12 protein-coding genes are annotated in these 13,407 nt (G+C 33.3%); 7 read left to right on the forward strand and 5 right to left on the reverse strand.

The genetic code is table 11. The annotated features are described in order from the left end of the window. Window positions 1–130 precede the first annotated feature (130 nt). Both DDD_RS01330 and typA read right to left on the reverse strand, forming a co-directional pair. Entirely contained in the window at window positions 131–2,530 is a 2,400-nt protein-coding gene (locus DDD_RS01330) for a hypothetical protein (RefSeq protein ID WP_015360911.1), read from the reverse strand. Window positions 2,531–2,797: 267 nt separating this feature from the next. Further along, complete coding sequence (gene typA, locus DDD_RS01335; RefSeq protein WP_015360912.1) at window positions 2,798–4,603, reverse strand: translational GTPase TypA; 1,806 nt, start codon at window positions 4,601–4,603, stop codon at window positions 2,798–2,800. A gap of 401 nt (window positions 4,604–5,004) precedes the next feature. On the opposite strand from typA, the gene DDD_RS01340 reads away from it, so the two are divergent. The 6 genes from DDD_RS01340 to DDD_RS01360 all read left to right on the forward strand — a co-directional run bounded on the left by DDD_RS01340 (window position 5,005) and on the right by DDD_RS01360 (window position 9,479). Continuing rightward, complete coding sequence (locus DDD_RS01340) at window positions 5,005–6,243, forward strand: hypothetical protein (RefSeq protein WP_015360913.1); 1,239 nt, start codon at window positions 5,005–5,007, stop codon at window positions 6,241–6,243. A gap of 131 nt (window positions 6,244–6,374) precedes the next feature. Next, on the forward strand, window positions 6,375–6,875 hold the full coding sequence (locus DDD_RS01345) for an endonuclease V (protein WP_015360914.1): 501 nt from the start codon (window positions 6,375–6,377) through the stop codon (window positions 6,873–6,875). 159 nt (window positions 6,876–7,034) lie between these two features. Then, window positions 7,035–7,232 (forward strand): hypothetical protein, encoded by a 198-nt coding sequence (locus DDD_RS17810; protein ID WP_015360915.1) that lies wholly within the window; start codon window positions 7,035–7,037, stop codon window positions 7,230–7,232. Between the two features lie 141 nt (window positions 7,233–7,373). Then, entirely contained in the window at window positions 7,374–7,631 is a 258-nt protein-coding gene (locus DDD_RS01350; protein WP_015360916.1) for a hypothetical protein, read from the forward strand. A gap of 246 nt (window positions 7,632–7,877) precedes the next feature. Further along, the gene (locus DDD_RS01355) at window positions 7,878–8,792 is read left to right on the forward strand and encodes a hypothetical protein (protein ID WP_015360917.1); all 915 of its coding nucleotides are present in this window, start codon (window positions 7,878–7,880) and stop codon (window positions 8,790–8,792) included. Window positions 8,793–9,047: 255 nt separating this feature from the next. Continuing rightward, on the forward strand, window positions 9,048–9,479 hold the full coding sequence (locus DDD_RS01360; protein WP_015360918.1) for an FKBP-type peptidyl-prolyl cis-trans isomerase: 432 nt from the start codon (window positions 9,048–9,050) through the stop codon (window positions 9,477–9,479). A gap of 242 nt (window positions 9,480–9,721) precedes the next feature. Here DDD_RS01360 and DDD_RS01365 read toward each other — a convergent pair whose 3' ends face one another. Next, window positions 9,722–10,483 (reverse strand): bacteriorhodopsin-like, encoded by a 762-nt coding sequence (locus tag DDD_RS01365; RefSeq protein WP_015360919.1) that lies wholly within the window; start codon window positions 10,481–10,483, stop codon window positions 9,722–9,724. A gap of 84 nt (window positions 10,484–10,567) precedes the next feature. Between DDD_RS01365 and DDD_RS01370 the strand changes: the two genes are divergently transcribed. Then, the gene (locus tag DDD_RS01370; RefSeq protein ID WP_041566834.1) at window positions 10,568–11,449 is read left to right on the forward strand and encodes a Brp/Blh family beta-carotene 15,15'-dioxygenase; all 882 of its coding nucleotides are present in this window, start codon (window positions 10,568–10,570) and stop codon (window positions 11,447–11,449) included. Window positions 11,450–11,556: 107 nt separating this feature from the next. Here DDD_RS01370 and DDD_RS01375 read toward each other — a convergent pair whose 3' ends face one another. Together DDD_RS01375 and DDD_RS01380 are read right to left on the reverse strand one after the other, a co-directional pair. Further along, on the reverse strand, window positions 11,557–12,408 hold the full coding sequence (locus tag DDD_RS01375; RefSeq protein WP_015360921.1) for a universal stress protein: 852 nt from the start codon (window positions 12,406–12,408) through the stop codon (window positions 11,557–11,559). A gap of 45 nt (window positions 12,409–12,453) precedes the next feature. Next, window positions 12,454–13,308, reverse strand: a complete 855-nt coding sequence (locus DDD_RS01380; RefSeq protein ID WP_015360922.1) for a universal stress protein — start codon at window positions 13,306–13,308, stop codon at window positions 12,454–12,456. Between the last annotated feature and the right edge of the window lie 99 nt (window positions 13,309–13,407).

Genomic DNA, 13,407 nt, shown 5'->3' on the forward strand with positions numbered 1-13,407 from the left:
AACTCTTAAATCCATCCATAAAAAAATCCTCCATCGAGAAGATGGAGGATGTACAATTAAAAGTAGAATAGTATCTAAGCAAACTAGCCTTTTCTATAGATTGACTTTTATGTGAAAACGTAGTTCTCTACTAAGGATACTGTGATACACCTAAGTTTTTAGAATCTATTGTTATTTGCTGGCTCAATAGCTGGTTGTTATTGAGAACTCCTTCTAGATAGATCGTGAACGGCGTCAATGGCTTCTTAATTTTTATAGTATAATTACCTTGATCGTCTGGAGTAACCTGAGCTTTCCAGTCTAGAGTCCCATATTTTAAATAAAAATCGCTGTTGTAATTAGCATACTTAGGAGTGTAAAAAGACTTTTGCGAGGTAAAACGCAATGGTGGAGTATAACTTACACCTACTTTTTTATCCTTACTACCGTCATCTATTCTAAAAGGTCCCGTATAAATTCTTATAGCACCACCAGAGGTTCTAAAAGCTGATCCTGGCTGCGTACCTAACCCAGTTTGATTAATTTCTACGTAATCTACTTCGCTCATAAAAATAAATCTTGAAGGAATACTATAACCAAAAAACGCATCATCTATAAATATAGCCATTACATCTCGAGTACGAGACTTAAAGGTGAGATCCCTATTTCCTTCAACTCTTATACCGCTTTGTGCTCTTATATAATCTTCAAGCATGAAGTACATTTTTCTATCTGAGCTAGTCAAAACTTTTACTTCTCCAAATCTTCCTTTACTTAATTCTTCAGCTCGTGTAAGCGCTTCTTCTCTTTCGGTAACGATCACTATCTCGTCTAGATTCTGTACGCCTTCAATAGGTTGATTTAAAATAAAATCATATGCTTCCACCTGAGGTATTTCCTCAAATTTTGTATTTAATGCAACTGTTTCTGTATTGAAAACAGGAAACTCACTAGGGTAACTTTCTATATTTAATTTGGGTTTTCTAAATTTTTGATTTTTCAAGATATCTGTAATAAAAAGACTGTCTTGATCTTCTACGTATACATTTTCTAACCAAAAAGAATCCTTGGTGTCATCATAATCTAAAATAAGATGGGATTGTTCATTAGGAAGATCTACATAAAATCCATCCAGCCTTTTATTTTTATCAGATTTCAATGTCGCTTTAACAGTAAGACCATTTTCTGCTAGATGATAAGACTCCTTAATTTTAAATTTATTAAACCAGTTATAACTTCTCCATCCTTGAGTAAGCATTAAATTATCCAGATCGTATCGTTTTTTCCCATCTACATCAGTAAAATAATAGGATGCGTTTTCAATCGAACCTTTTAAATAAGATTGTAAATAATTTTGAGAAACAATTGATTGATGTTTGTTATAAGATAAAGTTTGAACTGGTAAGATACTCGCACTTATGCTACCTAAGCTTGATGCTTTTGAGGACTTCCCTTTAAAACTTATTTGAATAGAATCTGCTGTTTGCGATACTGCCACATCGTCAAATGCATGCTTTTCAAATCCTACAGAATTGAAAATGATACGCTCAGAGATAGGCTCTTTTAAATCATCAAACAGAGTAACTACATTTATCCCAGAAGGTAAAGTACTCAAGTCAAATGAAAAAAGCTGCTTACCTTCTTTCCTGAAAATAACGTCTGATAAAAGAATTCCTCTATCGTTGTGTACAGCAATTTGATACTTTTTATTTTTCACTTGTTTGTTAGTAGCCTCATTGAGTAAAACATTTACAAATAAATTTTTACTATCTGTCGCACAAGAAAGAACGGTTCCCAGAGGTTCAATTGTTATTTCTAACGGCACCTTGTAGTCTTCATCTTTATAGGAATAAGTAGCATAATAATTAGTAGATATACTAGGTTTCAAGTAAAAACGACCTATTCCAACTTGATTAGTACTGAAATTTGAAATAAAATTGTTCTCCCGATCATAGATTTTTCCTTTTAAATTGCCTATCCCATGACCGGTGTTGTCCTTTGCAATTATTCCTACAGCGTTTACCACTTCATCAACGAACTTACCACCTTCAGGTAGAAATTGAATATCTAAATCGGTAGCTGTAATTTCTTCTCTAATTACTTTTTCTAATTTTGGGTCTATAATTCTTATATGTTCTGAGTAATGATTTTGAGCATCAAAATTACGCATCCAGTTAGTATATGCTTTTATTACATAAGATCCTGAAGTAAAAGTACTATCCAACTCTATAACATTAGAAGCTGTGCCATTACGTAGACCTAATAATTGTTGCGATAAAACATCTCCAGACTTATTTTCAAGGGTAACATATAAATTGCTTGATATAGCAGACGGATTTTTAGACAGTTTATCTAGCACATATGCTGTAAAAGCAATCTGTTCTCCTTTAATATAAGTAGATTTATTAAGATGCAAATAAGCCACTTCCTGAGGAATATTATTAAACGTAGTATACGTTTTAGAAAGTACATCATCATTTTCATTTTGAGCGGAAAGACTCCAACAACACAACAGTAAAAAGCACAGTAAAAAGGAATGTAGCAACTTCATAATCTTAATTTTAAAGAATAAACTTCAATTGATTTCCTTATAAAGATATTACTCAAACTTCAATTCGTTCTATCATTTAACTTTTATTTGACATGAATTCAATTACAAAACTATCGATTACTTAATTAGAAGTCAGCCTTTTACTAAAATCACTTTTTCAGATTCAAAAAAACTATCAAAGTCTACACGCATCAAACTCTTAAATCCATCCATAAAAAAATCCTCCATCGAAATGATGGAGGATGTATAATTATCTAAGAAAAGAGATTATGAAAGCTCTTTTGCTCTGCGTTTACGTTCGTTTTCATCTAAGAAGATTTTACGTAATCTTAAATGATTAGGAGTTACCTCTACGTACTCATCTTTCTGAATGTATTCTAAAGCTTCTTCTAGTGTGAACTTTACTGGCGGAGCAATTTTTACTTTATCGTCGTTACCGGCACTACGCACGTTAGAAAGTTTCTTTGTTTTAGTAAGGTTAATCGCTAGATCATCTGGTCTAGAGTTCTCTCCTACTACCTGACCACCGTAAATCTCTTCACCTGGGTGAATAAAGAATTTACCACGATCTTGTAATTTATCCATAGAATAAGGAATAGAAGTTCCCTTTTCCATAGAAATCATAGAACCATTAATACGTCCTGCGATCTCACCTTTGTAAGGTTCAAAACCTACAAAACGGTGGTTCATAATCGCCTCACCAGCTGTAGCAGTGATCAATTGATTACGTAAACCTATGATACCACGAGATGGCATTTTAAATTCTATGACCATACGATCACCTTTAGGCGTCATACTCGTCATTTCTCCTTTTCTCAAAGTAACCATTTCTACAGCCTTACCACTTACATTTTCTGGCAAGTCAATAGTAAGCTCTTCAACAGGCTCACATTTAACACCATCGATTTCTTTGATAATTACTTGTGGCTGTCCTATCTGTAATTCATAACCTTCACGACGCATCGTTTCAATCAATACAGAAAGGTGCAATACTCCACGACCAAAAACCATGAATTTATCTGCAGCATCGGTATCGTGTACTTGTAGTGCTAGGTTTTTTTCTAATTCTTTAGTAAGACGATCTTTGATGTGACGTGATGTTACAAACTTTCCATCCTTACCAAAGAAAGGAGAATCGTTAATGGTAAACAACATACTCATCGTAGGCTCATCGATAGCAATGGTTTCCATCGCTTCTGGATTTTCAAAATCGGCAACACTGTCACCTATTTCAAAACCTTCTAGTCCTACAATCGCACAAATATCACCAGCCATTACTTCTTGAGCTTTGGCTTTTCCCATTCCATCAAAGACATAAACTTCTTTGACTTTGGTTTTTGTAATAGAACCGTCACGCTTACATAAAGAAACGTTTTGACCTTCTTTTATAGAACCTCTCTTAATACGACCTATTGCAATACGTCCCGTATAATTAGAGAAATCTAAAGATGTAATTAATAATTGAGTTGTTCCTTCTTCCACTTTAGGAGCAGGAACATGCTCGATCACCATATCAAGAAGCGGCTCGATGTCAGTCGTTTCATTCTTCCAGTCTTCGCTCATCCAGTTGTTTTTGGCACTACCATAAACAGTTGGAAAATCTAGTTGCCATTCTTCAGCACCTAGTTCAAACATTAAATCAAAAACAGATTCATGTACTTCATCTGGAGTACAGTTTTCTTTATCTACTTTATTGACAACCACACAAGGTTTTAAACCTAAGTCGATTGCTTTTTGTAGTACAAAACGCGTTTGTGGCATAGGACCTTCAAAGGCATCTACAAGAAGTAGTACACCGTCTGCCATGTTAAGAACACGTTCTACTTCACCACCAAAATCGGCGTGACCAGGAGTGTCAATGATATTGATTTTTGTTCCTTTATACATTACCGATACGTTCTTTGCAAGAATAGTAATCCCACGTTCCCGTTCAATATCGTTGTTATCAAGAATTAAATCTCCGGTAGCTTCATTCTCACGGAAGGTTTCACAATGGTGTAAAATCTTATCTACTAACGTAGTCTTACCGTGGTCTACGTGAGCAATAATCGCGATGTTTCTAATATCTTTCATAAAAAATAATGCTTCTAAGCGGCTGCAAAAGTAGTCTTATTTATTGGTTTTTAATTCATTGGTTGCGTTAAATGATGGTTATGAGTTATGTGTTGTCAGTCGTTGAGTTAGTGAGTCTGTGAGTTGATGAGGTTGTGAGTCGTTGAGATCGTGAGTTTTTGAGTTATTTGTTCTCATTAAGAGATCTTCAAATGTGGTGCTTTATTAATGATATCATAACTATTCCGCTTTCGCGAAAGCGAGCCAATTAACAAGCAGATTGATCATAATGCAACCTTCTAAAAAAGTGGTTTCCTTTTGTTTTTGAAAATGGTAAGGAGTATTTTTAAGAAGACAACTTTTTCACCTGCTTGATAATTATTGTTTTAAAAAAACGTTATCAAACTATAAATAAATCGTATATGAAAAAAATAAATCTATTAATACTCTCCTATTTCTTTTCTCTGTTTTGCATGAGTCAAAGTGGTGAATTTGAAATACAGAAAAACGGGCTCATTTATGATGAATCTACCATGAACAGCTTAAGTAATGTAGTAGATTCACTCAATTTGGAATTTAAATTGTGCGATAGTAATAAACTTTTTACTTCAAAATATCAGGCGATAGGTCATAAATTAGAACTTAAAAAGAACGATATTAAAAGTGCCAAAAAAGACCTTGAAAACAACATAAGTCTTGAAAAGTTTCTAAAAAAATATCCTGGAACAAAACTTACTAAAAATATTCTTATCGTACAGTTCAAATACAAGGACTATGAGGAGAATGACGTAATGCAATTCACTGAAATACGTTTAGATAATGATTATGGTTTAGAATTTAGATTTGATGAAAACCTGAACAAATACAATCCAAAGAATCTAGGAAATTGGATATTCAAGTATTCTGCAAAATCATCGTATTCTGACGAATATATAGATGCCTTTTACTTGCCAAATAAGATGGAAAGTAAAAAAATACCATTATACTACTCTAAAATGATAGGCTATGCAGATTGTTTAATCGATACAACTTCTACAAAATTTAAGAAAGATCTAGAAAGTGGTTGGGTTGAAATACCCCAAAACTGGAAAAGTCTACCTTCTACTAAACAAGCAGAATTACTCAACAAATTGAGAAGTACAAGAGTAGTAGGAAGTTGCAGTCAAGACAGCAGCCCTAGAAGACATGCTATTAACATTGCGATGCTATCTGCCCAGACTCAAAACTGGGAAGTGTTCCTCAAAGCACATCTAGATGTCATGAACGACAGGTTTGAAAGAATAAGTGATGGTAGCTATGCCTGGGCGGGAAGGAAAACCTATCTCAAAGAGTTAGAAGAGTTACATATCGATGTTTTGGATTTAATAATCGGGATTTCTTTAAGAATGGAAGACCCTGCAATAAACCACTATTATGGTAGTATAAGAAGAATCGGAAGGGCATTAACAGAAACAAATAACAAATCTAGAGTAGAACAGCAATTATTTTCGATTTTAACCGACACCGAATTAGATATTTACAATAGGGTTTTAGGATTTTATATTATTAACAACTATTATCACAATTTAGAAGACAAAAACGAAAAATTACGATTTCAAACTAAACTTGAAGAAGCAGTAAAGTCTTTACCTAAAGAGTTGTATTCTCAAATAGAATTTTAGATTCTTTTTGTTTTTAAATTATTCTTTTACAACTTCCTTTAAGGGTAATGGTATCACATTAATATATTGATTATCAGTTATAAATGTTGAAAAAAAATAAATAAGATTATTTTAAAAGAGCTCTATTTACAATGATTCTAGCATTTGACACTTTTTATTTTAACGATAAGGCAAGAACCATTGCTATACAGTTTGATGATTGGGAAGACGAAGAAGAAACCCTAGTCCATGAAGAATTGTATACAGGTATACAGGAGTATGTACCTGGAGCATTCTACAAAAGAGAATTACCTTGTATTTTAGATCTACTTAAAAAAATAAACCTTCAAGATTGTGAGGCCATAATAATAGATGGTTTTGTTATTTTAGACGATCAGGATAAATTAGGTTTAGGCGGCTATTTATATGAAAGCTTGGACAAGCAAATTCCGTTGATTGGAGTAGGCAAAAACAACTTTGTACCCATAAAACATAACAAAAGACTGGTCTACAGAGGTGAGAGTAAAAAACCACTTTATATTACCGCTTTGGGAATTGATTTAGATGTAGCAGCAGATTTTATTCATAAAATGCACGGAGATTATCGCATGCCTGATTTACTTAAAAAAGCAGATTCTTTAGGGAGACATTAGTAAGCACTGCTTATATACTGATTGAATAGAACCTTTGTTAGTTCCGCTTTCGCAAAAGCTAAACTTGTACAAAACACTTGTAATTAAAGAAGCTGAAATAAATTCTCTATGTATTTTTACTTACTTTTAAATAAACTCAAAAAATAAAGTAACAAGATTATGAGCAAATTAGCTTTCAGAATACTTGCATTTTTCTTTGGAGCCGGATCTTTAGGTGCAGTTTCTGAATCGTACAGAATCATGACGTCGTCTACTCCTGATATTGCATCACAAAGAGCCTATTTAACAGTGATGTCTGTCACGATGCTACTTTTGTTTATTTATTTAACCCAATACTTCTGGAAAAAAAGTAAATAATCAATCATTAGATACATTTATTTACTAGATCATGTAGAAGTGATTCTTAACGAACTATAGTTAGTTTAACAAGTATCATTGTACTCTATTAAGGCACAATTCCTTATTTTACAATAAGTATAAAACCTCAACAACGATCCCATGAACAAAAAAGCCACAAAACACTACAAAAGATGGAAATATCAAGCGCCAGCAGGATTAGTTCTTATAGGAGCAGGAATAAGTTGTATTACAGATGCAGCTTTTTACAGATATGATGGCGCTGAATGGTGGCAATGGATAGGTTATGGCACCATAGCATTAGTAATTTTTAATACCGGATTAAGTCTCTTTGTAGATGCAGCACTACACAGAATGCGCTATGAACAAGCAGATCAAGAGCTGGAAAAACTTAAATAATTTTTAGGGTAACGCAGCAACTTTTGAGTTGTTAAAAAGAAAATGAGTTATTCATCTCACGTCTAGTCGAAATAGAAATGACCTTTTACAATCATAAAATTAATTAAAGAGTTACAAATGGAGCTGTGTAACTGTGAAAATCATCCCAAAGCTGTTATGATTCAACTTCTTAACGACTATTTTTAAGTAATCGATGTAAGAGACAATAACATTCTTAGGTTTACTCTTGCTAGAATCAACCAACAGATGACCAAAATAACTAAGCTTATACCTATTCTTTTTGACAGATTTCTCTCTGAGAAAACCAGGAAAAAAACCGAAAGAATAATTCTTTTTATTGCATTGGTTAGTTTTTTCATACACCTAGCCGTAATTTATTTGATCGATTTTAACTTGCTGCCTTTTTCTCAAGATTTAGAATTATTAAAGAATCCTATATCGGCCATATACACGCCATTTTCTTTTATTTTAATTTATGAGGTGTATCTCTTAATTTACTATTTACCTAAATCTTTTACTACATACATCATTAAACAGTATGAGATCATCACTCTTATAATTATCCGTAAATTATTTAAAGATTTATCTGCTTTAGAGTTAACGTCTAACTGGTTTGAAATTAAAGGCGATTTGCAATTTACTTATGACATCGTCGCATCTTTGCTGTTATTCTTTTTGATTTATCTGTTTCAAAAACAAGGTAAACGTAAAATTGAGCTTCAGGATACGGCTCCTTCTTCCATAGACCGATTTGTAAAAAAGAAAAAAACAATCGCTGTGATTTTAGTGCCATTATTCTTTTTTATGGCGTTGTATACATTGATTAATTGGTCATTAGAAATTTCCTTTTCTACCAATGAATTGCCACCACTAGACACGATTAACAACCTATTTTTTGATGAGTTTTTTACTATTTTGATTTTAGTAGATGTGGTATTATTACTCATTTCGTTTTTCTACACCCATGAATTTCATAAAACCATAAGGAATTCAGGATTTATTATTTCTACCATCCTGATAAGAATTTCCTTTGGAGTCAGTGGACTAATAAGTACTATTTTGATAGTAGTAGCTGTCCTATTCGGTCTTGCGATCATTAGCATACATAATCAATATGAGCTACAAAAATTGCCCGATGACTTTAACAAAGAAGGTGATTGATACTACTGCCATCTCTTAGGTTACATTTCAAAACCAATTGTGGTTAAGGTGCTTTCTTATTCCAATTTTCATAAGTAGCTAGAACGTTATCTTATTCCGCTTTCGCGAAAGCGAGAAAACAAAACAACCCTACAATTCATCATTAAGCCACCTAAGTTGTTAAGTCTTTCTTAATATAGAGGATTAAAGCCGTCTCAATTTTGTTAGGTATTTGTAAATCATACCTTTGCAGCCGATACAAAAAATATCAATTTTATGAGTCAAGTGAAAGCAAATGACACTGTAAAAGTGCATTACACAGGAAAATTAAAAGCAAACGGACAAGTTTTTGACACGAGCGCCGAAAGAGAGCCACTAGAAGCTCAATTAGGTCAAGGTGCATTGATACCAGGTTTTGAAAAAGGTCTTGTGGACATGAAAGTGAACGAGAAAAAGACAATAGAAATACCTAAAGAAGAAGCTTATGGTGAGGTGATGAAAGAACTTTTTCACAAAGTTCCTAAAGACCAATTGCCAGGTGAGATCAAACCAGAGGTAGGAATGGGACTTATGGCTCAAAATCCTGATGGAACTGAACGCCAGTTAAGAGTAGCCCAAGTGGAAGATGACCATATTATCGTAGATGCAAATCACCCTCTAGCGGGACAAGATTTAGTATTTGAACTAGAAGTAGTAGGAATTAACTAGTTCCTTTTCTTCTCTAGAAAATGATAAAAGCCCATTGCAACAATTGCAATGGGCTTTTCTTATGCTTTCAAATTAACGACAACGTCAGAATATGCGTTAGGAATAGAAATTCTTAACCTGTAGCTAAAGAAGATTCTTTAATGATTTCTATGAGAATTCTATTTTGTTTTCAATTGAAAATAATTTTAAAAAAAAAGCTGGCTTTTTAAAAAGCCAGCTTTTACTATTTAGATTATAAACTCTTAAGCTTCAACTTTTTTTGAAGACGTAACAGCTAGACTATAAATAACTAGACCAAATCCAATTTTGTTGATTGCATCACCAATGTTGTAAACTACGTCCATTGCTTCTTGTGCTGCTTTAGGATCTTCAACTAGTTGTAAACCGAATAATCCACCTTCAGTACCAAGGATATATCCTAATGGATAGATGGCCCATCCTACTAGTACAAACCAACATAAGATGTTGTGCGCTTTAAGAACTGCTCCACCTGCTGATGTAGCGAGTTTCTTTGCCTCACCGAACCATATCATGTATACTATAATGAAGTAAGCGATTCCTGAAACAAGACCCCAAACCCATTGCATGGTAGGATTTCCTAATGCGATTACTTCTCCAAAGTAACCTGTTACTAGCATTACTACAGACCAGAAAATTAATTTCCACATCAGTCCTAGTTTTGCACCAGCTACTTTAAGGATTAAATAGAATTCCACACACATTAACGGTACTGTTAAAGTCCAGTCTACATATCTGAAGAAAGTTGGAGAGCTATCTGTTGCAGCATAATAATCTCTCATGTAAAAATAATGCACCGCTGCTATGAAAGTAATTAGTCCAGAGACTAATACAGAGGTACGCCATTTGTTGTCAAACTGACTCAATGACAAAAAGAAAAAAGCACTTGCAGCCATCATGGCCATGCTCCCGATGAAAAATGTAAAACCTACATAATCATCTGTGGCCATTTTAGCCACTTCAAGTGTTGAAAGTAAAAAGTTCATAATTTAAGTTTTTATGTTTAAGTAAAGATACGAAAGATTAAACATAATTGTTTAACTTTGAAGTGTTAATATTAAACAAAAAATATGTCTAGGAAATTTCAGTTATATAACCTTATTATGGTACTGAGTTTTTTCTTTTTATGGATATCCTTTCAAATACCTGAAGCAATGGAGTTTGCATTAGGCTATTTTTTAATTCTTACGATAGGTGTAGGACATGGCGCAAACGATTTAAAGATTTATTTCAATGCTAGAAAATTAAACTTAAAGAAGACTTTATTATTTCTAGGGCTTTATTCTTTAATAGTTCTTGCAGGTACTGGTTTATTTTTTATCGTCCCAGAATTTATTTTAACGCTGTTTATAGTGATCAGTGGTTACCATTTTGGACAAGAGCACTTTGAAAAATATGAAATTAAAACCACCTGGTATTACAACTTATTTGTAAGTGCTTACGGCTTAATGATTATACTTACCTTATTATACATTCATGCTCAAGAAAGTCTACTTATCATAAATGATCTACTAGGTAGCAATCTAGAAGTAGAAGTATTGCTCTATCCATTGATAGCTTCGGTGGTGGTATTATTGCTGTGTTTCTTAAAATTCAGGCAGCAGTTTCAGTTAAAAGAGGTGCTGAAAGAACTGTTTTACCTACTCCTAATATTTACGGTTTTCTCAACCTCAAACCTTATTTGGGGTTTTGCTATATATTTTATTTTATGGCACAGTGTACCTTCCATCTACAATCAAATTTGCTATCTGGAAGGAACAGTAAATTCAAATACCATAAAGACCTATATTAAGGACTCGCTACTTTATTGGATAGCTGCCCTTTTTTTTCTAGGTGTGTTATACTATTTCCTTAGCGACTATACCAGTCTATTCCTCAGTATCATCATCGCTTTTTTAGGCGGTATTACTTTTCCTCACGTAGTAGTTATGCATCAATTAAATAGCAAGTAGACCTTAAGTTTAGATAAATTTTGCAGTACTTAGTACAATGTATTAAGGTTTATTTTGTTCTCGCTTTCGCGAAAGCGGAACCATTAAAAAGATTATGCTGCCCTTTGTTAATTGCGTAAATCGTGCATAACAAACAGTGGCAATTCACTCAACATGCCAAGATCTTGAACTAATGGTTTATTAAAAATAGTGGAGAAGAAACTGTGCTTTCTATTCACAAAAGCAATCATATCGCTATCATTTTTACTTACAAATTTTCTAATACCATCTGCAACATGAGAGCTCTCCACTTCTTGAAAAGTAAACGAGGCTCCTTCTAGACATTCCTTAAGAAGTTCTTTATTTTCCTTTTGGTTTAAAGAGAGGTTCTCTTTTGAAGAAACATGTAAAACACAAATATTAGCGGCTTGTAAAACGGCAAGTTCTACAAGGTGATTGAGTTCCTTTCTCTTATAATGAGTTTTAAAGCTTGTAGGAAATATAATTTGTTTGATACTCACCTCTTCTGCATCATAAGGGACTCCTACTATGGGACATACTCGTAGATTCTCCATAGTATTTATAGTATTACTTCCTAGCACCGTAGCTCTGTAATTACTAGCACCTTTTGTTCCCATAATTACTAACTCTATGTCACGCTTTTCAACAATAGTTTTCATAGCGCTCAAAAGATCATCTTGCAGTGAAACTGTTGTAAAGCTGTGTTTCTCATTATTGAAGGTAGATTGAATTTTTTCTAATACTTCTTCTAATCCTTTTGCAGATTTTGTTTTTTCGTTTTGAAAGGAAAGCTCATCTGCTTTTGCAGCAACTAGATCCTTTTTACTAGGTACGGAGCTACTATAGGTATTTAATATATGGAAGTCGCATTCTTTATTTTTATAAAGTTTTAAAGCGTATTGAATAGCATTCCATGCATTAAGAGAAAAATCAGTAGGAATTAATATTTTACTTTTCATTTGCGTATGATGTATTATAATTAAGAATTTTGTTCCTTTTATCCATTACGCCGATTGATCTGGCGGCAAAATTAAAAATGGAACTTTAGAGTGATGTACAATTTTTTGAACAACAGGTTTAAACATAAGGTTTTCAAAAAAGTTATGCTTGTTGCGCACTAATACCACCATGTCTATCTCATGAGTAGACTCATATCCTTTAATTGCCTCAAGAACATCTCTGCTTTCTAAAATATGGGTTAAGTGATGGTCGTTTTCAAAATACTCATCTAGTGAGTCTTTGTTTCCCTTTTGCTGTGATGTTAATGCCTGACCTTTATATACGTTTAAAAATATGAGCTCAGGAGAATAGTTATTTGAAATATCTTGTAATAATGGCAATCCATTTTGATACTTATTAATATTGTAATCTGTAGTAAATAGTATTTTATTAGGATCTTTAAAGACGCTACCTGCTGGTACGCCTATCACTGGTGTTTTTGCGGCTTTAATTACTTGCATAGTTTGGGAACCAATAAAAACTTCGGTCAATCCAGATGCTCCATTTGTTCCCATAATTATCACATCGATATCATTCTCAACTACTATCTCTTCTATTTCTAGACTTAATAAATTAAATGAAGATCGTCCTTCAAAAGTATGCAAGGAATTAGCATACGTCGTAGACATTTGCTTAATGATCTCTTGAACTTTAGTCTCAGATTTTTCTTGAAATAATTGACCCAAATTCATGTCTAGTTCTGGATTATTTCCATAAGTCGTTGCGGTAAAAACGGCAACTGGTTGATAGGTGTTGAGTATTATAAACGTACAATGTTGCTTCTTAAAAAGCTGTACTGCGTATGCAACAGCATTTATAGATGTTTCTGAAAAATCGGTAGGTAAAAGAATTGTTTTCATAAGAATCAAATTTTAAAATTAGAACAGCTTTATCGATATAAAGTCCTAGAATTTCAGCTTGTGAAAATTGAAAAAGAAATGTCAAGCTCTCCTATTAAT

The organism is Nonlabens dokdonensis DSW-6, from assembly GCF_000332115.1.
GTDB classification, from domain to species: Bacteria; Bacteroidota; Bacteroidia; order Flavobacteriales; family Flavobacteriaceae; genus Nonlabens; species Nonlabens dokdonensis.

Excerpts from the sequence above, each read along its gene's own strand:
- DDD_RS01365 (WP_015360919.1), bottom strand. The coding sequence starts at position 10,483 with ATGAACTTTTTACTTTCAACACTTGAAGTGGCTAAAATGGCCACAGAT.
- DDD_RS01380 (WP_015360922.1), bottom strand. The coding sequence starts at position 13,308 with ATGAAAACAATTCTTTTACCTACCGATTTTTCAGAAACATCTATAAAT.
- DDD_RS17810 (WP_015360915.1), top strand. The coding sequence starts at position 7,035 with ATGAGCAAATTAGCTTTCAGAATACTTGCATTTTTCTTTGGAGCCGGA.
- typA (WP_015360912.1), bottom strand. The coding sequence starts at position 4,603 with ATGAAAGATATTAGAAACATCGCGATTATTGCTCACGTAGACCACGGT.
- DDD_RS01350 (WP_015360916.1), top strand. The coding sequence starts at position 7,374 with ATGAACAAAAAAGCCACAAAACACTACAAAAGATGGAAATATCAAGCG.
- DDD_RS01340 (WP_015360913.1), top strand. The coding sequence starts at position 5,005 with ATGAAAAAAATAAATCTATTAATACTCTCCTATTTCTTTTCTCTGTTT.
- DDD_RS01330 (WP_015360911.1), bottom strand. The coding sequence starts at position 2,530 with ATGAAGTTGCTACATTCCTTTTTACTGTGCTTTTTACTGTTGTGTTGT.
- DDD_RS01370 (WP_041566834.1), top strand. The coding sequence starts at position 10,568 with ATGTCTAGGAAATTTCAGTTATATAACCTTATTATGGTACTGAGTTTT.
- DDD_RS01375 (WP_015360921.1), bottom strand. The coding sequence starts at position 12,408 with ATGAAAAGTAAAATATTAATTCCTACTGATTTTTCTCTTAATGCATGG.
- DDD_RS01355 (WP_015360917.1), top strand. The coding sequence starts at position 7,878 with ATGACCAAAATAACTAAGCTTATACCTATTCTTTTTGACAGATTTCTC.
- DDD_RS01360 (WP_015360918.1), top strand. The coding sequence starts at position 9,048 with ATGAGTCAAGTGAAAGCAAATGACACTGTAAAAGTGCATTACACAGGA.
- DDD_RS01345 (WP_015360914.1), top strand. The coding sequence starts at position 6,375 with ATGATTCTAGCATTTGACACTTTTTATTTTAACGATAAGGCAAGAACC.